Raw genomic sequence first — 25,096 nt, forward strand, 5'->3', positions numbered from 1 at the left:
TCACGATTTAAATTAACCCTCCGTTTACATTTAACACAGTACCGGTAATATAATTTGATAAATCTGAAGCGAGGAACAAAACTGAATTAGCTATATCTTGAGGCGTTCCTGGTCTTTTTAATGGAATGTTTTTTATCCAATCTTCTTTTATTTTAGATTTAAAATGAGCATTCATTTTTGTTACGATATATCCAGGAGCAATGGCATTACAACGAATATTTTTTTTTCCTAATTCTCTAGCTATTGATTTTGTAAATCCAATAATTCCTGCTTTAGATGCGGCATAATTAGATTGACCAATATTTCCCGTCAATCCTACAACAGAACTCATATTAATAATACTTCCTTTTTTTTGTTTCATCATAGGATGAATAGCGTGTTTTGTTAAATTAAATATAGAATATAAATTCGTTTTCATGACATAATCCCAATCCTTTTTCGATATTTTCAATATAAAATTATCTCTTATAATTCCTGCATTATTCACTAATATATCTATACCACCATATTTTTGGGTCACTTTTTTCACTAGATTTTTCGATGAATTAAAATCCGCAAGATCTATTTTATATGTTTTCACTAAATCTTTAAATTCGAATTCTAATTTTTTTGCTTCCTTTTTTGAGGATAAAAATGTAGAAATAACATTAGCTCCATGTTGTACAAGAGTTTTGACTATAGATTGGCCTATATCTCCTGAACCTCCTGTCACTATAGCTATTTTTCCATTTAATAATTTCATATTATGTTTATTTTTTTTCTTTTGTTAATTAATTGAAAAATAAAATTTAATTGTTCTTCTATACTTAAAAATGTATTATCTATTTCTATGGAATCTATAGGTTTTTTCAAGGGGGAAATATTTCGTGAAGTATCCATTATATCTCTATAAATTAGGTTTTTTTTGACTTCTTCATAAGAAACTTCATATCCTCTTTTTTTTAGATCTTGATATCTTCTGTAAGAACGAATTTCTATAGATCCTTTCATGAATATTTTTAATTCCGATTTAGGAAATACATAATTTCCTGCATCTCTTCCATCTATAACGATTCCTTTGTTTTTTCCAATATTTCTTTGTATAAGAGTTAATTTTTTTCTAACCTCTGGAAGTTGCGCTATTAAACTGACTTTAGTTGCTACTTTTTCGGATCTTATTTTAGATTGAATATTTTCTTCGTTTAAAAAAATATCTGTTCGATTATATTTTTTGTTCCATTTAAATTTCAAATTTATCTCTTTCAAAAGAGGAATAAAATTTTGTACATTCCACAAATCACTATCAAAAACCTTTTTTTGAATAGCAAATAAAGTTACGCTTCTATACATAGCTCCACTATCAACGTAATGATATTGTAATTTTTGGGAAATGGCTTTAGCTAAAGTACTTTTTCCAGATGAAGAATATCCATCTATAGCTATGACAATTTTTCTATTATTCATATGGATGAATTCACATTTATATGATATGTTTATACGATAGTAATTTATAATAAAGTTTTACGGTTAAAAAATCTGTAGAATATTCCTTTTTATTAGGTAAAAGCTCAACAATATCAAATCCTATTACATTTTTACTTTTAAAAACTTCTTTCAAAAATATTAAAGTGGGATACCAAGATAAACCTCCCGGCTCTGGAGTTCCTGTAGAAGGTGCTATGCTAGGATCAAAAACATCTATATCTATACTTATGAATACATTTTTAGACAATTTATGAATAGCATCTTGCATCCATAAATCATTTTGATAAATTTCATGCATATAAAATATATTTCCTTTTTGAATATATTTTTTCTCTATTATATCCATACTACGAATTCCTATTTGGATTAAAGAATGTTTTTGGGATGCTTCATACATAGAACAAGCATGATTATAAGGATTTCCTTTGTATATAGGACGTAAATCTGCATGTGCATCCATATGAAGAATACTTAAATTCGTATATTGTTCTCCGAAAGCTCTAATACTACCTATTGATATTGAGTGATCTCCGCCTATAAACGTTATAAATTTTTTTTTAGAAATATATTTTTTTGTAGTATTATATACTTTTTCAACCATTATTTTTGTAGATTCTGAATAATTTACAACAGAAGGGGCAAGAAAAATTCCTTTTCTATATACTTCTGAATTGGTTTCAATATCATATAATTCTATGTGTTTTGCTGCAGATAAAAAAGCTTTAGGACCTTTTCTAGCCCCTTTTTTCCATGTTTGAGTATAATCATATGGAACCGGGATAAGTACCGTTTTAGATTTTTCAAGTGTTGCATACTTTTTAGGGATTTCCGCAAAAGTTTTTTTTGTATTTAATTTCAATAACCTAATATTTTTAGAACTTCTTCCGGACTTTGTGATTGACGAAATATTTTGTACACAAAATTTTTTTTTTTGTCATAATCTATCAATATATGAATAGGTTGAGGAATTAAACAATGATGGACCCCGCCATATCCACTAATTGTATCTTGATAAGCTCCAGTATTGAAAAATCCAATATAAAGCGGAATTTTTTGTTGAAAACAAGGAAGATATATTGCATTCATATGTTGTTCTGAATTATAATAATCATCACTATCACATGTTAACCCCCCCAAAAAAACTCTTTCATAAGAATCATCCCAACGATTAATTGCCATCATAATAAATCTACGACTTATTGCCCAAGTATCAGGAAGTGTAGTCATAAAAGAACTATCTATCATATTCCATTTTTCTCTATCATTTTGACGTTTCTGATTGAGGATTTGATATAAAATTCCCCCACTTTCTCCTACAGTATAAGCCCCAAACTCTGTATAAATATGGGGTTCTGAAATATTTTCTTTTCTACAAAATTTTTTTATCTGGTAAACAATTTCATTAGTCATGTATTCATAATCATATTTAAAAGACATAGATGTCTTAATAGGAAAACCTCCTCCTATATTTAAAATTTCTAATTCTGGTGCTATTTTTTTTAATTTAGCATAAATATGCAAACATTTGAAAAGTTCATTCCAATAATAAGCAGTATCTTTTATTCCTGTATTTATAAAAAAATGTAACATTTTTAATGCAACTTTAGGGTTATTTTTTATTCTGTTTAAATAAAAAATAATAATATCTTTGTATCCTATTCCTAATCTAGAGGTATAAAATTCAAATTTAGGTTCTTCCTCAGAAGCTATGCGTATTCCTAATTTAAAAGGATAATTAATAACTAAACTTAGTTTTTCTAATTCATCTGAATTATCTAATATTGGGATTGTATTATAAAATCCGTTATTGATAAGTTCTGATATATTTTCAATATAATTTTCAGTTTTAAATCCATTGCATATAATTTCAATATTCTTAGTAGTTTTCCCTTTTTTATAAAGATTTTTAACAATTTCTATATCATAAGCATACGAAGTTTCGATGCTAATGTTATTTTTTAAAGCTTCTTCTAAAACAAAAGAAAAATGAGAACTTTTTGTACAATAACAATAAGTATATTTGTTATTATATTGATTGGAATGAATAGCTTTTTCAAACCATTTCCTGGCTTTTCGTATATTTTGAGATATTTTGGGTAAATATGTAAATTTTAATGGAGTTCCATATTTTTTTATAAGATCCATTAATGGAATTCCGTGGAATTCTAAAAAATTATTTTTTATAGAAAATTCCTCAGTAGGAAAATCAAAGGTTTGATCTATAAGATCAGAATAACGGATTTTCATTGAATTTCATTGAATAATAAAATTAATTTGTATTTTTTTTACTTTCTTTATTATAGATTAAAAATTTTTTTAAAAAAATATCTATTTCTCCATCCAAAATAGATTGAACTTGTGTAGTTTCATAACCGGTTCTTAAATCTTTTACTAATTTATAAGGATGCATAATATAGTTTCTAATTTGAGACCCCCATTCTATTTTTTTTTTTTGGATTTTCTTTTTTTTATTTTTTTTAATCATTTCTATTTCAAATAATCTAGATTTCAATAATTGCAAAGCTTTTTGACGGTTTTGTATTTGAGAACGTGATTCTGTATTGACTATAATAATCCCTGTAGGAATATGATGTAATCTTACTCCTGTTTCTACTTTATTAACATTTTGTCCTCCTGCTCCACTAGAACGAAAAGTTTCCCATTGTATATCTGATGTTTTAATATCTATATGAATTTCTTCATTGATCATAGGATAAACATATACAGAAGAAAAAGAAGTATGACGTTTTGAATTACTATCAAATGGAGAAATTCTAATTAATCTATGTACTCCATTTTCTCCTTTTAAATATCCAAAAGCATAAAGGCCATCAATCTCCAAAGTAACAGATTTGATCCCAGTAATATCTCCAGATACATGATGAATCTTTTTAACTGAAAAATTTCTTTTTTCTGCCCACATAAAATACATTCTCATTAACATAGAAGTCCAATCACAACTTTCTGTTCCTCCAGCCCCAGAAGATATTTGTAATATAGCATTGAAAGAATCTTCTTTTTCTGAAAGAATATTTTTAAATTCTATATTTAAAAGCAATTTTTTTGTTTTATAAAATTGAATTTCTAATTCTTTTTCTAAATTTTCTTCTTTACAAAAAGCAAATATTATTTCTAATTCTTCAAAAGCATTTTTTAATTCCATAAAATCTTTTATACACGTTCTCATGTTATGTATGTATTTTATAGAATTTTTTTTATATTTTTTATAATTTTTCCAGAAATCAGGGTTTAATGTTTTTTCTTGTTCTTTATTTATATTTTCTTTTATTTGATCTATTTTTAAAATATCATAAATTTTATGAATTCTTTCTGAAATAGATTGTATTTCTTCTTTTCTTATCATAATGCGAAAATAAATATTTTGAAATAATTAGTTTTGACAACTATGCTGATTCCAAATTTTTTTTATATTATGAAATATTAATTTCATTCTTAATATGAATTACAATAAGTTTACGATAAAATCACAGGAAGTTATACAAGAGGCGCAACATTTTGCATTAAAAAATAATCATCAATCTATTGAAAATGCACATATTTTAAACTCAATCTTAAAAATTGAAGAAAATATCATTCCTTTTATTCTAAATAAATTAAAAATAAATTCTAAATCAATAATCATTGGATTAGATCATATTATTTCCTCTTATCCCAAAATTTTAAGTGGTACTTTTACTCAACATTTCAGTTCACATGTCACAAAAATGTTAAACATAGCAGAAAATTATGCGGATCTATTAAAAGATGATTTTATTTCTGTAGAGCATATTTTTTACGGAATTTTTATGAGTTCTGATTCTACTTCAAAATTATTGAAACATCAAGGAATAACAGAAAAAAAAATAAAAGAAGTCATTGAAAGTATAAGAAAAAAAAACGGAAAAGTGATTTCTTCTACAACAGAAAATATATATAATGCTTTAGATAAATATGCAAAAAATCTTAATAAATGGGCCTATAAAGGAAAATTGGATCCTGTTATTGGACGTGATGAAGAAATACGTAGGGTTTTACAAATTTTATCTAGAAGAACGAAAAACAATCCCATTTTAATTGGAGAAGCCGGAGTCGGAAAAACAGCTATTGCTGAAGGTTTAGCTCATCGTATTATTAGTGGAGATGTTCCAGATAATTTAAAAAATAAACAAGTATTTTCTTTAGATATGGCTTCTTTAATTGCGGGAGCAAAATATAAAGGAGAATTTGAAGAACGTCTCAAAGCTGTAGTCAAAGAAGTCACATCTTCAGATGGAGAAATCATTTTGTTTATTGATGAAATTCATACTTTAGTTGGTGCAGGTGGAGGAGAAGGTTCTATGGATGCTGCTAACATTTTAAAACCAGCATTAGCCAGAGGAGAACTTAGAGCGATAGGGGCCACAACCCTAAATGAATACCAAAAATACTTCAGAATAGATAAAGCTTTAGAAAGAAGATTCCAACAAGTATATGTAGATGAACCTTCCATCGTTGATGCAATATCTATATTACGTGGAATTAAAGAAAAATATGAAAGTCATCATAAAGTAAGAATAAAAGATGAATCTATTATAGCGGCTGTAGAATTATCTAAACGTTATATTAATGAACGTTTTTTACCAGATAAAGCAATAGATCTTGTAGATGAAGCAGCTTCAAAACTAAGAATGGAAATTAATTCTAAACCAGAAGAGTTAGATGTATTACATAGAAAAATTATGCATATGGAAATACAAATAGAAGCTCTCAAAAGGGAAAATGACGAAAAACAATTAATTCCTTTAAAAAAAGAATTATCTAAATTAAATGAAGAAAAAATACAATTGCAAGCTCAGTGGCAAAATGAGAAAGATTTAGTTGAAGGAATTCAAAAAGCTAAAGATAAAATAGAGAGCTTCAAATTTGAAGCAGAACAAGCAGAAAGATCAGGGGATTATGGAAGAGTAGCGGAATTAAGATATGGAAAAATAAAAGAAGAAGAAAAAAAAGTCAAAACGCTAGAAAATGAATTAAAAAAACAAGAAGATAAGGGAAAAAAAATGATACAAGAAGAAGTTTATAAAGAAGACATTGCTCAAATAGTATCTAAATGGACTGGAATTCCGGTTACAAAAATGTTGCAAAGTGAAAGAGAAAAATTATTGTTTTTAGAAAAAGAATTACATAAAAGAGTAATAGGACAAAATGATGCTATTCAATCTATAGCAGATGCCATACGACGTTCTAGAGCAGGATTACAAGATGAGAAAAGACCTATAGGATCTTTTCTTTTTATGGGAAGCACGGGAGTCGGAAAAACAGAACTAGCTAAAACTTTAGCGGAATATTTGTTTGATGATGATAACAATATGGTTCGTATAGATATGAGTGAATATCAAGAGCGTCATTCTGTAAGTAGATTCATAGGGGCTCCTCCTGGATATATAGGTTATGATGAAAGTGGACAATTAACAGAAGCTATACGTAGACGTCCTTATAGTGTTATTTTATTAGATGAAATAGAAAAGGCTCATTCAGATGTTTTTAACATTCTTTTACAAATTTTAGATGATGGAAGATTAACCGATAATAAAGGAAGAACTGTTAATTTCACAAATACTATTATTATTATGACTTCCAATATAGGATCAGATCTTATTCAAGAAAATTTGTATCAAGAAGTTTCTTGTAACAGAATAGAAGCCACAAAAAAAACTTTAATAGATTTATTAAAGAATATTATGAGACCTGAATTTATTAACCGTATAGATGAAATCATTTTGTTTAAACCTCTTTCTAGAAAAGAGATAAAAGATATTGTAAAATTACAAATGAAAAAATTAGGAGATTTGCTATATCATAAAAAAAACATTTATATAGAATCGACGAATGAAGCAGTAGAATATTTATCAGAAAAAGGATACGATCCTCATTTTGGAGCGAGACCTTTGAAAAGAGTAATTCAACATGATATTTTAAATAATCTTTCCAAAGAAATGATAAAAGGAAAAATAAAAAAAAATCATAAAATTTTAATAGATTTTTTTAAAGAACAAGGAATTGTATTTAGACAATCAGATAAAATTGAAAATATCAATATTTAAAATTTTAACAAGTGATTCATAAATCTGGTTTTGTTAATATTATAGGAGCACCTAATGTAGGAAAATCCACTTTAATGAATTTTCTCATAGGAGAAAAACTTTCTATTATAACAAATAAACCACAAACAACTCGTCATAGAATATTGGGAATTATTAATCAACCTGATTTTCAAATTATATTTTCGGATACTCCGGGGGTGATTAATCCTATTTATCCCATGCAAAAAATTATGATGCAATATGTAGAAAAATCATTATCAGATGCTGATATCATTTTATTTATTACAGAAATAGGAAAATTTGAAGATGTTTCTATATTTAATCATATTAAAAAAAAAATGATAATGTTCCCATTATTATATTAATAAACAAAATAGATAAAATAGAAATACAAAAAAATACATTATATCATACCGTTAATTATTGGCATAAATTGTTTCCCGGTTCAGAAATATTACCAATATCTGCATTAAAAAAAATGAATCAAGATCTATTAATAAATAAAATTGTATCTTTATTACCTGAACATCCCCCTTATTATCCCAAAAATTACTTAAGTAATAGACCTGAACGTTTTTTTGTAAATGAAATAATCAGGGAGAAAGTATTTTTTTTATACAAAAAAGAAATTCCTTACTCCGTAGAAATACATACAGAACTTTTTAAAGTTCGAAACGCTTTTATATATATATTATCATATATATATGTAGAACGATATTCTCAAAAAGGAATTTTAATAGGAAAAAAAGGAAATGCTATTAAAAAATTGAAATTTTTTTCTATAAAAAGCATAGAATTTTTTTTTCAAAAAAAAATTAAATTAAAATTTAATGTAGAAGTTTGTAAAAATTGGCGATATGATTACAAAAAATTAAAAAATTTTGGGTATTGAATGAATTCATTCGACCTTTATAATAAAAAATTCTTTTTTTCCAAATTGGAATAAAATGTATTTTTTTCCTATTATGTTTTCTTTTTGAATTATAATATTTTCTTTTGCAAGAATTTTATTTAAACGGATTGAGTTGGCTTTTAAAGCACGGGTGGCTTCACTTTTAGAAGAAAATAAACCTATTTTTTTTAAAATATCTAATAAAAAAATTCCTTTTTCAAATTCTTCATAAGATATAAGCATATGCGGGATATGATTATATATGGAAATAAAAATTTTATCGTCTAGTAATTGAAAAGGTTCATTTTTTTTATCAAATAAAATATTCGTAATTTCTGTCACTTGTTTGGAAATTTTGTTTCCATGAACCCATTCAGTAATTTTACTCGCTAATTTTTTCTGCAATAGTCTTTTATTTGGATATTTTCTATGTTCATAAATTAAATTATCAATTTTTTCTTTAGATAAAAAAGTATATATTTTTATATATTTTTCAATTTCAAAATCAGAAATATTCATCCAAAATTGATAAAATTTGTATGGAGATGTTTTTTTTTCATCCAACCATATATTTTCTCCTTTATCACTTTTCCCGAATTTAATTCCATTAGGTTTTACTATTAAAGGAAAAGTAATTCCATACGCTTTTTTTCCTGTTTTTTTTCGAATCAATTCTATACCTGTCGTGATATTTCCCCATTGATCAGACCCTCCCACTTGTAATTGACAATTCCTAATTTGATTTAAGTACAAAAAATCATATCCTTGTATAAGAGAATAAGAAAATTCAGTAAAGGATATTCCATTTTCTTTACTATTAATTCTTTTTTTTACAGAATCTTTAGATATCATATGATTTATAGTAAAATGTTTTCCTATTTCACGGATAAAATCTATAAAAGAAATATTTTTAATCCAATCTAAATTATTTAGCAATTCTATTTTTATTGAAAAAAACTTTAAAAGTTTTGATATTTGATTTTTTATAGATTCCGTATTTTTTTGTAATATTTTTTTCTCTAAAAAAGGTCTTTTATTTTTTCTTTCTGAAGGGTCTCCTATGAATCCTGTAGCTTCCCCAATTAATACTAAAAATTTATGTCCATTTTTTTGAAAATGAATTAACATAATAATAGCTAAAAGACTCCCTATATGCAAAGAATCAGATGTTGGATCAAACCCTATATACATGGTAGTAGGTTTTTTTAAAATATATTCTATCCCAGGGACTTTGTTTTTAATTAACCCTCTCCATGAGAGTTCATCAATAATATTTGGATTTACCATAGTAAAAAATAATAGTAATTTTAAACAATTTTATTATGCGATTATGATAAAAAAAATCGTGATATACAATTTGTATACTTTTTTTTTGGTTTAATTCACATTATTTTTAGTATTATTTTTTTTAAAAAAGATTTTCCTTTTGTATGGAAAATATATGTTTTTTTATTGCCTGTAAACAGTTTGTTTTTTCTATTTTTTTTGGGAATAACAAAAAAATATAAATACACTATATATATTTATATATTATGTAATACAATAAAATTATTTTTTAGTATTTTTATTTTTTTTTATTCTATCATTTATTGTTATGGTCTTTCAAATTTATCATTCAAAGCTTTTATTCATTTTATTTTTTCATATTTTATGATTCTTTTTTTTAGAGTCATATTTTTGTTGAATTAAATAATTTTAGGTTATTTTTTATAAATTTTTCCTTTATAATAAATTCCACAGATTTATTTTCTATTTTTGAATTTAACCAAGAAATAATGTCTAAGTATAAAAAAGTTCTTTTTTCATAAGGATGATTGTAATATTTAACTAATTCATCTCTTAATTTTTTGAATTGATTTCTAATTTGATGTGGATATACGTTTCCCAAATTTTTGAAAAAAAAAATTATTTTTTTTTGTACAATATACCAATCATCCATTTGGATAAAGAATTTATATGTAGATTGAATTTTTTGATCCATGTTTTCATCTAATCCACTTTCATAACATGCAATTAAATATAAAAGTCTTGCAAAACATTGTAAATCTTGACGTAAATTTTTTCTTTTATTTTCCATAATTTTTGACAAATACAGAATAGCATTTTTATTATCTCCACTCCCAAAATATAAACAAGCAATTTTATAATAAAGAATCATAATATAATGAGAATCCAAACGATTGAAAATTTTATTAAATTCTACAAATAATGACGGAATTATTTCTTTCACTCCTTCCGAAAAACTTCCCTCCATATAATGTTTGTTGATACGGTTCGTGTATGTATACATAAAAATTAATATTTTAGTATTTCCATTTATAGGTATTTCTCCATTTTTCACTTCTTTTTCAAATTGTTTAAATACATGAATAAATTTTGAATAATGATTCAAATAGAATAAAGTATCTAGTAAGTAATGATATCCTTTTAAATAACTTACAGGAGCTATTTTTTTTACTTTTGTATAGCTTTGAAACAATTCTATCCATTTAGAAGATGATCTATAGCACATTATAAAATCTTGTCTAATAGAATGATACCATACTTGAGATTGGTATAAAAATAACTTTTCGTAAAAACTAAGTTTATCAATATCAAATTTGGGAAGATTTGTACGAAAATATGTTTCTATAAATATTTTATCTTTTTTGTTTCTGACATATCCCACCTTTAGATATAAACCATATAATTCTAAAGAAAGACTAGATAACGCATTTTTACATTGAATTCTCTCAATTAATTCTTTTGATTCTGTGGATAATTCTCCAGATCTAGAATAAAGACTTCTAGTTATATGTTGAGATTCTATCATTTTTTCAAATTCAACCAACTCTAGAAGAATGGTATTGGATTCACAAGATCTAGCGATCATTTTTGCTTTTCCTAATAATTTTAAGCTTTGTATATATAAACCTTTATTGTATAAAATTTTAGAAAAATCTAAATATTCACGTATTTGTATGTCATGATTTTCTATAGTGTGCTGTAATTTTTTAAGACTCGTTAAAATTTGTTTATATAAATGAGCTTTTACATTAGATAATTGTTCTTTTTTTATAGAGGTGTCTTTTAATATCTTTTGTTCATTATAAAAATTCATTTTTCTCATAATTTCAAACAGTTTCATAAACTTAGCGGATTTATTTCTTCTTATACGATTTGCATAAAGTTTAAAATTTCTTTTTTCGGATTTTGATAAAGTTTGAATTAATAATAAAAGATGATCTGACTTGTTATTATTGTAATTAGACATTGTAATATTATAATAATATTGAATATGATTTATAGATGAATAGAATATAATTCTAATAATTAGATATTGTAAGTATTATAATAATTTATTTCTATTTTCTTTTTGTAAAAAATAGTTTTGATGAAAATAATCCAATAATATGGAAAAAAATAGAATACAAATTTTTGATACAACTTTACGAGATGGAGAGCAAGTTCCAGGATGTAAACTGAATACAAAAGAAAAATTAAAAATAGCTAAGAAATTGGAACTTTTAGGAGTGGATGTGATAGAAGCTGGATTTCCTACTTCAAGTCCAATGGATTATCAATCTGTTCAAGAAATTTGTAAATCAGTATCACATACAATAGTTTGTGCTTTATCTAGAGCCGTAGAAAAGGATATAGAAATAGCTGGTTCTGCATTAAAATATGCAAAAAGGTCTAGAATTCATACAGGAATAGGAACTTCAAATTGCCATATTCGTTATAAATTTAATAGTACTCCAGAAAAAATCATAGAAAGGGGTATATATGCGGTAAAATATGCAAAAAGATTTGTAGAAGATGTAGAATTTTATGCTGAAGATGCAGGACGTACAGAAAATGAATTTTTAGCCAAAGTTTGTGAAAATGTGATTAAATCTGGAGCAACTGTTATTAATATCCCTGATACAACAGGATATTGTTTACCGGAAGAATATGGAAATAAAATACGATTTTTAAAAGAAAATGTGAAAGGGATTCATAAAGTTATATTATCTACTCACTGTCATAATGATTTAGGATTAGCTACAGCTAATTCATTGGCTGGTATTATGAATGGAGCAGAACAAATAGAATGTACTATTAATGGGATTGGAGAAAGAGCTGGAAACACATCTCTAGAAGAGATTGTTATGATTATTAAACAAAATTCTCATTTAAATTTATTTACTAATATTAATACAAAATTAATTTCTTCTACAAGTTATTTAGTCTCAGAATGCACAGGAATGAAAGTACAAGCGAATAAAGCTATAGTAGGAATTAATGCTTTTTCTCATTCTTCTGGAATTCATCAAGATGGAGTTATTAAAAAAAGAGAAACTTATGAAAGTATTAATCCAGAAGATGTTGGAATTGATAAATCTTCAATAATTCTTACAGCTAGAAGTGGAAGAGCAGCTTTAGCTTATCGTTATAAAAAATTGGGTTATTTTTTAAATAAAAATTCTTTAGATTTAGTTTATTCTGTTTTCTTAAAACATGCAGATGAAAGGAAAGAAATCACTGATATAGAATTAAAAGCAATATTAGAAAAAGCTAATTTAAATAATGGAAAAACTAATAAAGTTTTACATACTCATACAAATGGGATAAGAATAAATGTTTTATAAAAATGTCAAAATCATTATTTGATAAAATTTGGGACTCGCATGTTGTTAAAAAATTGGAAAATGAAATATATGTTCTTTATATAGATAGACACTATATACATGAAGTAACAAGTCCTCAAGCTTTTATAGAGTTGAAAAGAAGAAATTTATCTATTTTAAGACAGAATAAAATTATAGCGACAGCAGATCATAACGTCCCTACCATCAATCAACATTTACCTATTTCAGATTATTTATCTAGAAATCAAATCAACTTATTAACAGATAATTGTAAAAAATTTGGAATCACATTATATGGATTAGGAGATAAAAATAATGGAATTGTTCATGTGATTGGTCCTGAATTAGGTCATACTTTACCTGGGATGACAATAGTTTGTGGAGATAGTCATACTTCGACTCATGGGGCTTTTGGATGTATTGCCTTTGGAATTGGGACCAGTCAAATCACTATGGTAATGGCCAGTCAATGTTTATTATTATCCAAGCCTAAACAAATGAAAATCCAATTAAATGGAAATCTTAGAAAAGGAGTTACTCCAAAAGATGTGATTTTATACATTATATCAAAATTAGGTGTGGATGCTGGAGTTGGATATTTTGTAGAATATGCAGGGTCTATTATTGATAAAATGAGTATGGAAGGGAGAATGACAATTTGCAATATGAGTATTGAAATGGGAGCAAAAGGCGGATTAATAGCTCCAGATCAAATTACTTTCGATTACGTAAAAAAATGTAATGGATTCCAAAAATTTAAACAAAAAGAAAAAAAAATCATAGAATATTGGAAGTCCTTAAAAACAGATGACAATACAATATTTGACAAGGAATATGTATTCAATGCTGAAAATATTGAACCTATGATAACATATGGAACAAATCCTGGAATGTCAATCAAAATATCTGATCCAATTCCCAAATTAAACGTAGATCATAAATCTCTGGACTATATGGGGTTTTTATTAGGAGAATCTTTGATAGGAAAGACAATTAATTATATTTTTATAGGAAGTTGTACAAATTCTAGAATAGAAGATTTAAGATTAGTCGCTTCTATAATAAAAGGTAAAAATAAAGCAACTCATGTACAAGCGATGATAGTACCTGGATCAAATCAAGTAGTAAAACAAGTTAGAAAAGAAGGATTAGATAAGATTTTTAAAGATTCTGGATTTGATTTTCGTCAACCAGGATGTTCTGCTTGTTTAGGTATGAATGAAGATAAAATCCCTGCAGGTGAATATTGTATTTCCACATCTAATAGAAATTTTGAAGGAAGACAGGGGCCAGGATCTAGAACTTTACTTGCTAGCCCTTTAACTGCAGCCATTGTAGCTATTGAAGGAAAAATTGTAGATATTAATAAATATATTCATGAAAAAATTTACAACGTTAATTAGTCAAGTTGTTCCATTGTCTATAGAGGACATAGATACAGATCAAATTATTCCTGCTCGTTTTTTAAAAGAAATTAAACGTGAAACATGTGGAAAAAATCTTTTTATGGATTGGCGTTATAAAAAAGATGGATCTTTAAATAAAAATTTTATATTAAATAATCCTAATTTTCATGGAAAAATTCTTTTATCAGGAAGAAATTTTGGTTGTGGATCCAGTCGAGAGCATGCTGCATGGGCTCTTTTTTATTATGGATTTAGAGTGATAATATCTAGTTTTTTTGCTGATATTTTTAAAGAAAATGCATTAAATAATGGATTATTAATTATAGAAGTATCTGAATTTTTTTTAAAAAAATTATTTAATGCAATTGAAAAAAATCCAAATCTTCAAGTAAAAGTAAATTTAATTAATCAGAAAGTGACAATTATAGAAACAGGAGAATTTTATAAATTTTATATACATCCATATAAAAAAAATTGTTTTATTCATGGTTATGATGATATAGATTTTTTGATCTCTATAAAAGATGATATAGAAAATTTTGAAAAAAATAGAAAAATATTTATAATATGATAAAAAATATTTCTGTAATAGAAGGAGATGGAGTCGGACCTGAAGTGATGAAACAAACTATAAAAGCTTTAAATTCCATAGCTATAAAATATGGTCATAATTTTCATTATAAAAATGTTTTAGCTGGATCTAAAGCTATAGAAAAATTTGGATCTCCTATGCCAGAAGAAACTATAGATATTTGTCTAAAATCAGATGCTGTTTTATTTGGTTGCGTAGGGGACCCAAAACATGATGATTCCCCAATAGGTATGAGACCTGAAGACGGATTATTAAAGCTCAGAAAAAAGATGAATTTATATTGTAATATTCGTCCTATAGTTGTCTTTCCTAAATTAGATAAATCTCCTATAAAAAAGGAATTTTTAAATAAAATTGATTTTATTATATATCGTGAACTAACAGGTGGAATTTATTTTGGAGAAAAAGGCCGTCGTAAAAATGGAGAGGAAGCTTATGATTATTGTATTTATTCTAAAGCGGAAATTGAAAGAATTGGGGAAATGGCTTTTAAAGCTGCTTTTCTTCGTAAGAAGAAAGTAACATTAGTGGATAAAGCTAATGTATTAGAAACTTCTAGATTGTGGAGAGAGGTTATTAAAAAAATATCGTTCGATTATCCAGATGTATATCTGGATTTTTTATATGTAGATAATGCATCTATGCAAATTATTATGAATCCTAACAAATTTGATATCATTTTAACAGATAATATGTTTGGAGATATTCTTTCAGATGAATCTAGCATTTTAACAAGTTCTTTGGGTTTATTGCCTTCAGCCTCTATAGGATATGATAAATCCATGTTTGAACCGATCCATGGATCTTATCCTCAAGCAAAAGGAAAAAATATTGCAAACCCTTTGGGATGTATTCTTTCAGGTTCTATGATGTTAGAATATTTTGGAATGTATAAAGAAAAAAATCTTTTAGAAAAAGCTGTTCAAAATTCTATTGAAGAAAAAATATGTACACCAGATATTATTGATTCAAAATTATCTTCTACTACTGAAGAAGTGGGTGATTATATAGAAAAATATATTATAAATCAATAAATTGTTTCTATAATTGGAATATTAGGGTCTAGAATATCAGAAATTCTTTTAATAAGAAATGGGAGAACGTTTATTTTATAATCTTCATATGTTATGTTTCTTTTTTGAAGATTGAAAATATTTATAGGAACTTGTAATATATTTCCACTCTCTTCAGGAGAAACAATTCCGATGATAAGAGGTTTTTTATTATTTTTTTTAGATATAGAAGATTTAAACCACAAATAAACATAAATAAGTAACTGCATAATTTTAGCATGATTTGTATCATAAAAGATATTTTCAATATTTTTCGAAGAAATATTAATTTCTTTAATTTTTGAAACTCCTATTTTATAATCAAGAATACGAATGATTCCATCATATTCATCTATACGATCTATAATACCATGCAAATTTACTTTTTTTGATCCGATATTTAATATCGCATATGCTTCACATTCTATTTCTTTTAAAAAAATTTTATGTCCGTTTTTAATAATTTTTTCGTCCCATGAAATAAAATTTTCTATATAATTTTTTATGATATAATAAAAAAACATATTATTTCCTTCAATAATTTCTTCTCTTTTCAAAAGAACTTTTTTTATAATAGATTCATAATTTATTTTCATTTTATGGATACAATCAATAGTTATCCAATTTCCTTTTATGGGATCATATAAAATTTTTAATATTTTATGGATAATTTTTCCCACTTTTTTTTTGTAAGACGTATTTTCTGGATCATTTAACTTAAGTATTTTTTTATAATAGAATAAAAGGGGGTTATAATTGTACAGATGAATAGAAGATGGAGATAAACCTTTGTTAATTAACTCATGTAAACAATAAATTATAGATTTTGTTTTATAAATTACAATAGACTGTTTTTCTGACCTTACAGGAAAAATAGGCTCCAAAAGTTTATTTTTTTTTTCTGTATAGATTTTAGAATTTATTTCCATTCTGTATATAAAACGACTTTTTTCTCCAGAATTAATTTCATCTGGTTGATTTTTATATATTAAATATGTTTGTTTTGAAAATTGAATAATTCTTGTAAAATGATGAAAATAAAAATCTTCATTGATATTATTGATTTGTAATATATCAAAAGGAATGAAAGACTTATTATCATGATTCGGGGGAATGACTCCTTCATTAAAAGATGTAATGATCACAATATCAAAATTTTCTAAAAAAATGTCTTGAAACCCTGTTATATATAAACCTCTTCTATTTTTACGGACATATCGTATTTTTTCTGTATAAATAAACTGTTCATACATATGAAATACATCATTAATTCCTATAGAAAAATTTTTATTTTTTCTGGCTATTATTCTTAGTTTTTGTATATAAATTTCAAGTTTAAAAATGAATTTTAATTCTAAAAAATGTTTCCTAATATTCGTAATTAACAATTTTCTCAATTTTCTAATAAAGCCAATAATACTTATAAGAATCATTTTTATATTATGAGTTGGAATTTGAAAAATAATCCACAAATCATTTTTATATAAATATCTTTTAATTATACTTTCACTAATAAAATCAGAATCATTTTCTATATTCAATTTTTTTAATATGGAATTTTTTTTTATAAAAAATTTTTGAATATATCCATTGGATAATACTGTTATAACATCTTTTTTGGTGAATTTTTTGAATTGATTTTTTTTTAACAGTAGTTGAAATATAGAATAAAAAGTATAATGAATAGGAATATCATTTAATGAATAATTAATATTGAAAGACATACTAATTCCTAATTTGTTTATAGAATGGACTAATGGAATAGTCAAATGATTATCTCCTGGTATTATAAGTATTTTATTAGGTTTTTTCTCTTTTTTTTTATCAATTTGTATATAATATTCTCTACTGTTTTTATTTGTTCTATTTCTCTTGAAACACCAATAATTTTTAAATTATCATACTGTAAACGAGTTTTTGAATTCAAATTTTGTTTAAAATATTTTGATTTTAAAATATTTTTTTCACATAAATTATAAACTAGTCCTTTCTGAATCATTTTTTTAGTAAAGATTTTTTCACATTCATTAAATGCAGTCTCATCAACAAGAAACAGTATAATTTTTGTATCTTTTATATCATACAAAAATAAATCTAAACGATTAATTGCTTCTTTAAAAAGCATTCCATAATAAGCAATTCCTTTTCTAAATAGTTGTGATTGTAAAATATAATAATATTCATGAATTTTTTCCCAAAATAAAAATTTTTTTTCCAAAAGATCAAGATTCCATTTATTGATCTTTTCTGTAGAAATAATAGAAGAAAAAAAATGTTCAACATTAATTTGATTCAAATCTATATTCTGAAAATCATTTAATACTTTCGGCCCCCAATTAAAAAAATCATGAAATTTTTTTTTTATAAAATCATCTCTTTTTAAAAGAGAAAAAAAGTAAAGCAGTGTTGAATAATCATCTAAAATATTTAATCCAGAAATATTTTCCAATAATTTTTTTATTGTTAAAAATTTAGTTTTTGAACAAAATTTTGAACCGTATTTATTTTGAATATATTCTATAACAGTGGAAGATTTTGATAAAAAAATAATCTTATGATTAAAATTTTTTAATATATACTTAATGATTTTATCGATTCTTTTTTTCACAAGAAAAAAATTTTTGTATATTTATTTTGTCCATGCATATTTGTTCTTTTAACTCCTGAATGGAATTGAATTTCTTTTCTTCACGTATAATACGAATCATTAAAATATCTATTTTTTTTCCATATATTTTTTCAAAAAAATCGAATATATGTACTTCTATTTTTATTTTTTATTTTCTTTTTCTATAGTAGGATTAATTCCTATATTTAACATTCCTAGATATATGTTGTTTAAATAATTAATTTTTACAGCATAAACTCCTTTTTTAGGAATTAATTTTTCTGAATCTATTTGTAGATTTGCAGTGGGAAAATTAATCATTTTTCCTATTCCTTTTCCTTTTATTACATTCCCAGATAATGTATAAAAATACCCTAAAGCTTGGTTCGCCCATTGCAAATTTCCTGATAAAAGAGATTTACGTATGTTAGTAGAACTCACTATTTTTTTTCTCAATTTGTAAGGACTTATCTGATAAACTTTGATTCTATGAGATAGTTTTTTTAATTCTTCGTAAAAATTATCTCTGTTTTTACCGATATGAGAATCGTATCCAGTAATGATTTGTTTAATTTTGTATTTAGGATGTAAGATTTTTTCTAAAAAATCTTGAGTTTTTAGTTTTGAAAAATCTAAAGTAAAAGGATGAATAATTAAATGTTCTATTCCTGTTTTTTTTAAATGATATATTCTTTCGGAAAGAGTATTTAAATAATAAAATTTTTTATCATAACTCAATATTTTTTTGGGATGCGGATAAAAAGTGAGCAGAACGGAACAATATTTTTTTTGAGATCTAAAAATTAAATTTCTGATAATTTTTTTATGACCTACATGAACCCCATCAAAAATTCCAAGTGTAAATACACATGGATGCAAAGAAGAAAATTCATCAATTAATGAATAAATTTTCAAAATTTATATCTTTTCTCTTACATTTACTATAACAAATAGAATTTACAAATATAATTGTATAAATGTTTAAAAAAAAGGGATTACATGATGCATAAAAAAAAATTTAAAGGAATAATTACTCAAATTATAGGACCCGTAATTGATGTTTCTTTTAAAGAAGGATCTTATCTTCCTAAAATTTATGACGCTTTAGAAGTCTATTCGTCTATAAAAAATAAAATTGTATTAGAAGTTCAACAACATATCGGAGATAATAATGTTCGTTGTATATCTATGGAAGTAACAGATGGATTACAAAGAGGTCAAGAAGTTTACGCATTAGATAAACCTATTTGTGTCCCTATAGGAAAATCTATTAATGGAAGAGTTTTTAATGTTTTAGGAGATTGTATAGATGGATTAGGAGATATTGATAGATCTCAAACGAAACCAATACACAGGGAGGCTCCTGCATTTGTAGATTTATCTACTGATACAGAAATATTATATACAGGAATTAAAGTTATAGATTTAATAGAACCTTATCCTAAAGGAGGAAAAATTGGATTATTTGGGGGAGCAGGAGTAGGAAAAACTGTATTGATACAGGAATTAATTAATAATGTGGCCAAAGGACATGGAGGACGATCTGTTTTTGCAGGAGTAGGAGAAAGATCTAGAGAAGGAAACGATTTATTGAGAGAAATGTTGGAATCTGGAATTATAAATTATGGAAAGTCTTTTATGGAATCTATGAAAAAAGGATATTGGGATGTTTCTAAGGTGGACAAAGAATTGTTGAAAGAGTCTAAAGCTGTTTTTGTTTTTGGTCAGATGAATGAACCGCCTGGAGCTAGAGCAAGAGTGGCTTTGTCTGGATTGACATTAGCTGAATATTATAGGGATCAATATTTAGAAGGAGAAAATGGGGAAAAAAAAGAACAGGATGTATTATTTTTTATAGATAATATATTTCGTTTTACTCAAGCTGGATCTGAGGTTTCAGCATTATTAGGGAGAATTCCTTCATCAGTCGGATATCAACCGACTTTATCTTCTGAAATGGGGTCTATGCAGGAAAGAATTACTTCTACAAGAACAGGATCTATCACTTCCGTACAAGCAGTTTATGTTCCTGCGGATGATTTAACGGATCCTGCTCCCGCTATTACATTTTCTCATTTAGATGCAACTACTGTTCTTTCCAGAAAAATAGCATCTTTAGGAATTTATCCTTCAGTAGATCCTTTGGATTCTACTTCACGTATATTATCTCCAGATATAATCAATGAAAGTCATTATAATTGTGCACAAAGAGTGAAAGAAATTTTGCAAAAATATAATTCTTTACAAGACATTATAGCTATTCTTGGGATAGAAGAATTAAGTGAAGAAGATAGATTAATAGTTTCTAGAGCTAGACGTGTTCAACGTTTTTTATCTCAACCGTTTCATGTGGCAAAACAATTTACGGGAATAGAAGGAGAATTTGTAAAAATTGAAGATACCATAAAAGGATTTAATATGATAATAAATGGGGAATTAGATGGCATTCCAGAAGCAGCTTTTAATTTAAAAGGAACTATTGAACAAGTGATAGAAAGTGGAAATAAAATGTTATCAATATGATATAAAAAATTAACTTATGAAATTAAAAATTATTAGTTCTCATAAAATTTTGTATCAAGGAGATATTATTTCTATTATAGCTCCTGGCTATCAGGGATATTTTCAAATATTAAAAAATCATGCTCCATTTATTTCTATCTTAAAAAGTGGTTTTTTAAAATTAGAATTAAAAAAAAACAAGAAAGATATCAAAATAGAAGGTGGACTTTTACAAGTAAAAAATAACATAGTTGTTGTGATTTTATAATAGGTTGTATGAGCGAAGTTTCATGTATTCTTGTCTGTTTTTGAATATTTTTATAGCATTAAAAATAGCTTCTTCAAATGAATTCTCATTGGCAATTCCTTTTTTAGCTATATCATAGGCTACCCCATGATCAGGAGATGTTCGTATATGAGAAAGTCCAGCTGTAAAATTGACTCCTTGATTAAAAGTTAAGGTCTTAAAAGGAATTAGGGCCTGATCATGATACATAGCTAAAACAGCATCAAAATTACGATAACTTTGATTTCCAAAAAAACTATCTGAAGAATAAGGACCAAAAACTAACCATCCCTGGGTTTGAAATAAACTATCAATAGCTGGTTGAATTTTTGTTTTTTCTTCATTTCCTATTAACCCATTATCACTCGAATGTGGATTGCATCCCAAAACTGCAATTTTTGGTTTTTCTATACAAAAATCAATAGTCAGAGACTGACGTAAAATTTTAATTGATTTTATTATTTTTTTGATATTTATTTCGGGGATTACCTTTTTTAATGGCAAATGATTAGTGACTAATGCAATTTTTAAAATATCATGAATCATTAACATTAATGATTCTCCTTCTAAAACATTTTGTAGATATTCAGTATGACCAAAAAATGAAGAATTCTTAAAATTTATATGTTTTTTATTAACTGGAGCTGTTACAAGCACATCTATTTTTCCTTCTTTTAAAGCTTTTACAGCTCTTTTCAAAGATGAAAGGGAATATTTTCCTGATTCAGGATCATTGATTTTTATAGATTCAAATTTAATATCTTCTTTCCATATATTGAATACATTAATTTTATAATCAATAACTTCTTTAAAATTTTTTATTTCTCGTATATTGTTGATTTCTATATTCAAAATTTTTTTATAATAAAAACATAATTTAGTAGATCCAAACAATATCGGAGTAAAAAAATCTAAAAGGTTTTTTTTGCAACATACTTTCAAAAAAATCTCTATTCCTATTCCGTTAATATCACCAGTGGTAAATCCCACTTTAATTTTTTTTTTTCTATAATTCATATTATGATATTTGATTAATTTAATAAAATAATAAAAATTATATTATGTTTACTGGGATCATAGAATGCACGGCAAAAATACACCAATTAAATCGTGATAAAAACAATCTTCGGATTACTTTCAATAATCCATTTTCAAATAATGACATTCAAATCAATCAAAGTATTTGTCATAATGGAATATGTTTAAGTATTATGAGTGTTCATAAAAATACTTATTCAGTCCTAGCTTCCGAAGAGACTTTGTTATGTACGAATTTAAATTTTTTAAAAATTAAAGATGAAGTGAATTTAGAAAGAGGAATTATGTTGCATGAAAGGTTAAATGGCCATATAGTTCAAGGGCATGTAGATACAATTGCTACGATTACTAATATTGAAAATAGAAATGGAAGTTGGTTATTTTTTTTTAAATCGGAAAAAAAATTGGATTATCTAGTTGTAGAAAAAGGTTCTATTGCTATTAATGGAATCAGTCTAACTATAATAACATGTAATCAATACACATTTAGCGTTTCTATTCTTCCTTATACTTATAAAAAAACCAATCTTCATTTAATGGAGATCGATGATATTGTAAATATAGAATTTGATATATTAGGGAAATATATTAATAAATTTATACAAGAATTAAAAAAAAGGTACTTATTCTAAAACAGGTTCTCCAGATGAAATATTTTTATCTGTATATTGTCTATATATGTCAAAATGTTGAATAAACTTTTGGGCAAGAATACGGATTTGATTTTGATACATTTCTTTGTTTTTCCACGAATTTTTAGGATTTAATATGTTAGAAGATACCCCAGGACAATATTTTGGGATTTGAAAGTTAAAAATAGGATATTTTTCGTAAGGAACCTCTGATAATAAACCATTCAAAGCATTTTGCACAATTTTACGTGTATCATCTAATTTAATGCGAGGACCAGATCCTCCCGATATCAATCCAGTGTTAATCATCCAAACATTGATTTCAGTATCATCTAATTTTTTCATTAACATTTTTGTGTATTGGACGGGGTGTAAAGGCATAAATGGCCCTCCAAAACAAGAAGAAAAAGTAGCTTTTGGTTTTTGAATATTAAATTCAGTGCCAGCCACTTTAGATGTATACCCTAATAAAAAATAATAAGATGATTGTGCTTTATTAAGTTTCGCTATAGGTGGAAACACTCCAAAAGCATCATATGTTAGAAAAAAAATATTTTTTATATTAGAAGACAATAATTTTTTTTCAATATTATTTATAAAATAAATGGGATAGCTTATTCTCATATTTTGAGTAATAGTATCATTAAAAAAATCTACTTCTTTAGTTTTTTTTTAAAAATTACATTTTCTAACATGGCTCCTTTTTTTATCGCATGATAAATCATAGGTTCATTTTTTTTAGAAATTCCCAATATTTTAGCATAACATCCTCCTTCAAAATTGAAAACAATGTTATCACAAGTCCATCCATGTTCGTCATCTCCAATCAAATTTCTATTAACATCATTAGAAATAGTAGTTTTTCCTGTCCCAGATAAACCAAAAAAGATAGCTGTATCTTTTTTATGTTTTCCTACATTGGCGGAACAATGCATAGGAAAAACATTTTTATACATGGGAAGTATAAAATTTAAAACAGAAAATATAGATTTTTTAATTTCTCCTGTATACCCTGATCCTCCAATCAGGATTATTTTTTTAGAAAAATTTAATATAGAAAAATTTTTATTTCGTGTTCCATCTTTTATGGGATTAGCCTGAAATCCAGGTGCACATAACAATAACCAATCTGGATAAATTCTTTCCCATTTTGAAAATCTAAAAAATAGATTATGAATAAATAGATCAGACCATGGATATTCACTAATAGAACGAACATTTAATTGATAACGTTTATCAGAACAAAGATATCCATCTCGTATATATAACGTTTTTCCTGATAAATATTGTCCCATCTTTTGATGTAATTTATCAAATTTATTTGAATCAAAAGATTGGTTAAATTTTTCATCCCACCAAACTTTATTTTCTGTAATACTATCTTTTACAATAAATCGATCTTCTGGGGATCTCCCAGTAAAAAAACCTGTATTTATAGCTAAAACACCTGATTTTGTTTCGATTCCCATTTTTTTTTGAATAATAATTTTTTGTAATTCATAAGGCGTCAATTGCCAATTGTATGAAGAATTCAAAATTCCATAATTTTCTAGAGAAAAAGAGATCATATATCATCTACTATTTATGCATAAAGCAAATTTATATATGATTTACAAAAGTTTACTAATTTTGTATCATAAAAAAAATTATGAATCTATGTCTGATATTGCATCCAAAGTCAATGCTCTTATTATAGAAAAATTAAACGTAGAAGAAAACGATATTACTCCCACTGCTAGTTTTACAAATGATTTGGGAGCCGACTCTTTAGATATAGTAGAACTTATTATGGAGTTTGAAAAAGAATTTAATATTAGTATTTCGGATGAAAAAGCTGAGAAAATAACAACAGTAGGTGAAGCTGTGCAGGCTATAGAAAGTCTTTTAATGGAGAGAGGAAATAAAGGATAATATGGATTAGACAGATATCT

Annotated in this window: 21 protein-coding genes and 2 pseudogenes; 10 read left to right on the plus strand and 13 right to left on the minus strand. The window is 25.7% G+C overall.

What is annotated here, in order from left to right; translation table 11 throughout:
- Positions 1 to 7: 7 nt before the first annotated feature.
- Genes fabG through prfB form a run of 5 tightly spaced genes read right to left on the minus strand, consistent with a single transcriptional unit; the run spans position 8 to position 4,828 of the window.
- On the minus strand, positions 8 to 742 hold the full coding sequence (gene fabG / locus K645_RS00290) for a 3-oxoacyl-[acyl-carrier-protein] reductase (RefSeq protein ID WP_022564888.1): 735 nt from the start codon (positions 740 to 742) through the stop codon (positions 8 to 10).
- Entirely contained in the window at positions 739 to 1,443 is a 705-nt protein-coding gene (cmk, locus tag K645_RS00295; protein ID WP_022564889.1) for a (d)CMP kinase, read from the minus strand. Before cmk ends, fabG begins: the two co-directional genes overlap by 4 nt.
- 16 nt (positions 1,444 to 1,459) lie before the next feature.
- Positions 1,460 to 2,323 carry an agmatinase gene (speB, locus tag K645_RS00300; RefSeq protein ID WP_022564890.1) on the minus strand — a complete coding sequence of 288 codons (864 nt, stop codon included), beginning with the start codon at positions 2,321 to 2,323 and terminating at the stop codon, positions 1,460 to 1,462.
- Positions 2,320 to 3,711 (minus strand): hypothetical protein, encoded by a 1,392-nt coding sequence (locus tag K645_RS00305; RefSeq protein WP_022564891.1) that lies wholly within the window; start codon positions 3,709 to 3,711, stop codon positions 2,320 to 2,322. The genes speB and K645_RS00305 overlap by 4 nt, the downstream gene beginning before the upstream one ends.
- 22 nt (positions 3,712 to 3,733) lie before the next feature.
- A complete protein-coding gene (gene prfB / locus K645_RS00310; RefSeq protein WP_022564892.1) occupies positions 3,734 to 4,828 on the minus strand; it encodes a peptide chain release factor 2 in 1,095 nt (364 codons plus the stop codon).
- Positions 4,829 to 4,922: 94 nt separating this feature from the next.
- On the opposite strand from prfB, the gene clpB reads away from it, so the two are divergent.
- On the plus strand, positions 4,923 to 7,547 hold the full coding sequence (clpB, locus tag K645_RS00315; protein ID WP_022564893.1) for an ATP-dependent chaperone ClpB: 2,625 nt from the start codon (positions 4,923 to 4,925) through the stop codon (positions 7,545 to 7,547).
- Between the two features lie 14 nt (positions 7,548 to 7,561).
- A pseudogene (gene era / locus K645_RS00320) lies at positions 7,562 to 8,439 on the plus strand (GTPase Era).
- Positions 8,440 to 8,445: 6 nt separating this feature from the next.
- Here era and tyrS read toward each other — a convergent pair.
- Positions 8,446 to 9,726: a tyrosine--tRNA ligase gene (gene tyrS / locus K645_RS00325; RefSeq protein ID WP_022564894.1), complete on the minus strand. Its 1,281-nt coding sequence runs from the start codon at positions 9,724 to 9,726 to the stop codon at positions 8,446 to 8,448.
- A 382-nt stretch (positions 9,727 to 10,108) separates the two neighbouring features.
- Positions 10,109 to 11,692 carry a hypothetical protein gene (locus tag K645_RS00335; protein WP_022564895.1) on the minus strand — a complete coding sequence of 528 codons (1,584 nt, stop codon included), beginning with the start codon at positions 11,690 to 11,692 and terminating at the stop codon, positions 10,109 to 10,111.
- A gap of 139 nt (positions 11,693 to 11,831) precedes the next feature.
- On the opposite strand from K645_RS00335, the gene K645_RS00340 reads away from it, so the two are divergent.
- The 4 genes from K645_RS00340 to leuB are packed head-to-tail and all read left to right on the plus strand — an operon-like array spanning position 11,832 to position 16,081.
- Positions 11,832 to 13,049: a 2-isopropylmalate synthase gene (locus K645_RS00340; protein WP_022564896.1), complete on the plus strand. Its 1,218-nt coding sequence runs from the start codon at positions 11,832 to 11,834 to the stop codon at positions 13,047 to 13,049.
- Positions 13,050 to 13,051: 2 nt separating this feature from the next.
- The gene (gene leuC, locus K645_RS00345; RefSeq protein ID WP_022564897.1) at positions 13,052 to 14,452 is read left to right on the plus strand and encodes a 3-isopropylmalate dehydratase large subunit; all 1,401 of its coding nucleotides are present in this window, start codon (positions 13,052 to 13,054) and stop codon (positions 14,450 to 14,452) included.
- Positions 14,427 to 15,026, plus strand: coding sequence for a 3-isopropylmalate dehydratase small subunit (leuD, locus tag K645_RS00350; protein WP_022564898.1), 600 nt, complete (start codon positions 14,427 to 14,429; stop codon positions 15,024 to 15,026). Before leuC ends, leuD begins: the two co-directional genes overlap by 26 nt.
- The gene (leuB, locus tag K645_RS00355) at positions 15,023 to 16,081 is read left to right on the plus strand and encodes a 3-isopropylmalate dehydrogenase (protein ID WP_022564899.1); all 1,059 of its coding nucleotides are present in this window, start codon (positions 15,023 to 15,025) and stop codon (positions 16,079 to 16,081) included. The genes leuD and leuB overlap by 4 nt, the downstream gene beginning before the upstream one ends.
- Here the strand turns inward: leuB and K645_RS00360 are convergent.
- The 4 genes from K645_RS00360 to K645_RS00365 form a co-directional block, all read right to left on the minus strand.
- Entirely contained in the window at positions 16,075 to 17,823 is a 1,749-nt protein-coding gene (locus tag K645_RS00360; protein WP_235043317.1) for a PD-(D/E)XK nuclease family protein, read from the minus strand. The two genes, leuB and K645_RS00360, sit on opposite strands and share 7 nt — an antisense overlap.
- A 62-nt stretch (positions 17,824 to 17,885) precedes the next feature.
- On the minus strand, positions 17,886 to 18,707 hold the full coding sequence (locus K645_RS03185; protein ID WP_022564901.1) for a hypothetical protein: 822 nt from the start codon (positions 18,705 to 18,707) through the stop codon (positions 17,886 to 17,888).
- A complete protein-coding gene (locus K645_RS03220; RefSeq protein WP_369750526.1) occupies positions 18,688 to 18,873 on the minus strand; it encodes a riboflavin kinase in 186 nt (61 codons plus the stop codon). Before K645_RS03220 ends, K645_RS03185 begins: the two co-directional genes overlap by 20 nt.
- Positions 18,870 to 19,622 (minus strand): riboflavin kinase, encoded by a 753-nt coding sequence (locus tag K645_RS00365; RefSeq protein WP_022564902.1) that lies wholly within the window; start codon positions 19,620 to 19,622, stop codon positions 18,870 to 18,872. Before K645_RS00365 ends, K645_RS03220 begins: the two co-directional genes overlap by 4 nt.
- A gap of 87 nt (positions 19,623 to 19,709) precedes the next feature.
- Between K645_RS00365 and atpD the strand changes: the two genes are divergently transcribed.
- Together atpD and K645_RS00375 are read left to right on the plus strand one after the other, a co-directional pair.
- Positions 19,710 to 21,230 carry a F0F1 ATP synthase subunit beta gene (gene atpD, locus K645_RS00370; protein WP_041936049.1) on the plus strand — a complete coding sequence of 507 codons (1,521 nt, stop codon included), beginning with the start codon at positions 19,710 to 19,712 and terminating at the stop codon, positions 21,228 to 21,230.
- Positions 21,231 to 21,246: 16 nt separating this feature from the next.
- A complete protein-coding gene (locus K645_RS00375; protein ID WP_022564904.1) occupies positions 21,247 to 21,477 on the plus strand; it encodes a F0F1 ATP synthase subunit epsilon in 231 nt (76 codons plus the stop codon).
- On the opposite strand, the gene pdxA is transcribed toward K645_RS00375, so the two are convergent.
- A complete protein-coding gene (pdxA, locus tag K645_RS00380; protein WP_022564905.1) occupies positions 21,472 to 22,512 on the minus strand; it encodes a 4-hydroxythreonine-4-phosphate dehydrogenase PdxA in 1,041 nt (346 codons plus the stop codon). The two genes, K645_RS00375 and pdxA, sit on opposite strands and share 6 nt — an antisense overlap.
- A gap of 44 nt (positions 22,513 to 22,556) precedes the next feature.
- On the opposite strand from pdxA, the gene K645_RS00385 reads away from it, so the two are divergent.
- Positions 22,557 to 23,165 carry a riboflavin synthase gene (locus K645_RS00385; RefSeq protein ID WP_022564906.1) on the plus strand — a complete coding sequence of 203 codons (609 nt, stop codon included), beginning with the start codon at positions 22,557 to 22,559 and terminating at the stop codon, positions 23,163 to 23,165.
- Here the strand turns inward: K645_RS00385 and K645_RS00390 are convergent.
- Positions 23,157 to 24,733, minus strand: a pseudogene (locus K645_RS00390) (phosphoenolpyruvate carboxykinase (ATP)). The gene K645_RS00385 and the pseudogene K645_RS00390 overlap by 9 nt on opposite strands.
- An 88-nt stretch (positions 24,734 to 24,821) precedes the next feature.
- On the opposite strand from K645_RS00390, the gene K645_RS00395 reads away from it, so the two are divergent.
- Positions 24,822 to 25,076, plus strand: a complete 255-nt coding sequence (locus K645_RS00395) for an acyl carrier protein (RefSeq protein ID WP_022564909.1) — start codon at positions 24,822 to 24,824, stop codon at positions 25,074 to 25,076.
- Positions 25,077 to 25,096: the final 20 nt, after the last annotated feature.

The sequence above is a fragment of the Blattabacterium sp. (Nauphoeta cinerea) genome, from assembly GCF_000471965.1.
Classification (GTDB): domain Bacteria; phylum Bacteroidota; class Bacteroidia; order Flavobacteriales; family Blattabacteriaceae; genus Blattabacterium.

Coding starts and splice junctions, on each gene's coding strand:
- fabG (WP_022564888.1), bottom strand. CDS start 742: ATGAAATTATTAAATGGAAAAATAGCTATAGTGACAGGAGGTTCAGGA.
- cmk (WP_022564889.1), bottom strand. CDS start 1,443: ATGAATAATAGAAAAATTGTCATAGCTATAGATGGATATTCTTCATCT.
- K645_RS00305 (WP_022564891.1), bottom strand. CDS start 3,711: ATGAAAATCCGTTATTCTGATCTTATAGATCAAACCTTTGATTTTCCT.
- prfB (WP_022564892.1), bottom strand. CDS start 4,828: ATGATAAGAAAAGAAGAAATACAATCTATTTCAGAAAGAATTCATAAA.
- clpB (WP_022564893.1), top strand. CDS start 4,923: ATGAATTACAATAAGTTTACGATAAAATCACAGGAAGTTATACAAGAG.
- tyrS (WP_022564894.1), bottom strand. CDS start 9,726: ATGGTAAATCCAAATATTATTGATGAACTCTCATGGAGAGGGTTAATT.
- K645_RS00335 (WP_022564895.1), bottom strand. CDS start 11,692: ATGTCTAATTACAATAATAACAAGTCAGATCATCTTTTATTATTAATT.
- K645_RS00340 (WP_022564896.1), top strand. CDS start 11,832: ATGGAAAAAAATAGAATACAAATTTTTGATACAACTTTACGAGATGGA.
- leuC (WP_022564897.1), top strand. CDS start 13,052: ATGTCAAAATCATTATTTGATAAAATTTGGGACTCGCATGTTGTTAAA.
- leuD (WP_022564898.1), top strand. CDS start 14,427: ATGAAAAAATTTACAACGTTAATTAGTCAAGTTGTTCCATTGTCTATA.
- leuB (WP_022564899.1), top strand. CDS start 15,023: ATGATAAAAAATATTTCTGTAATAGAAGGAGATGGAGTCGGACCTGAA.
- K645_RS00360 (WP_235043317.1), bottom strand. CDS start 17,823: ATGTCTTTCAATATTAATTATTCATTAAATGATATTCCTATTCATTAT.
- atpD (WP_041936049.1), top strand. CDS start 19,710: ATGCATAAAAAAAAATTTAAAGGAATAATTACTCAAATTATAGGACCC.
- K645_RS00375 (WP_022564904.1), top strand. CDS start 21,247: ATGAAATTAAAAATTATTAGTTCTCATAAAATTTTGTATCAAGGAGAT.
- pdxA (WP_022564905.1), bottom strand. CDS start 22,512: ATGAATTATAGAAAAAAAAAAATTAAAGTGGGATTTACCACTGGTGAT.
- K645_RS00385 (WP_022564906.1), top strand. CDS start 22,557: ATGTTTACTGGGATCATAGAATGCACGGCAAAAATACACCAATTAAAT.
- K645_RS00395 (WP_022564909.1), top strand. CDS start 24,822: ATGTCTGATATTGCATCCAAAGTCAATGCTCTTATTATAGAAAAATTA.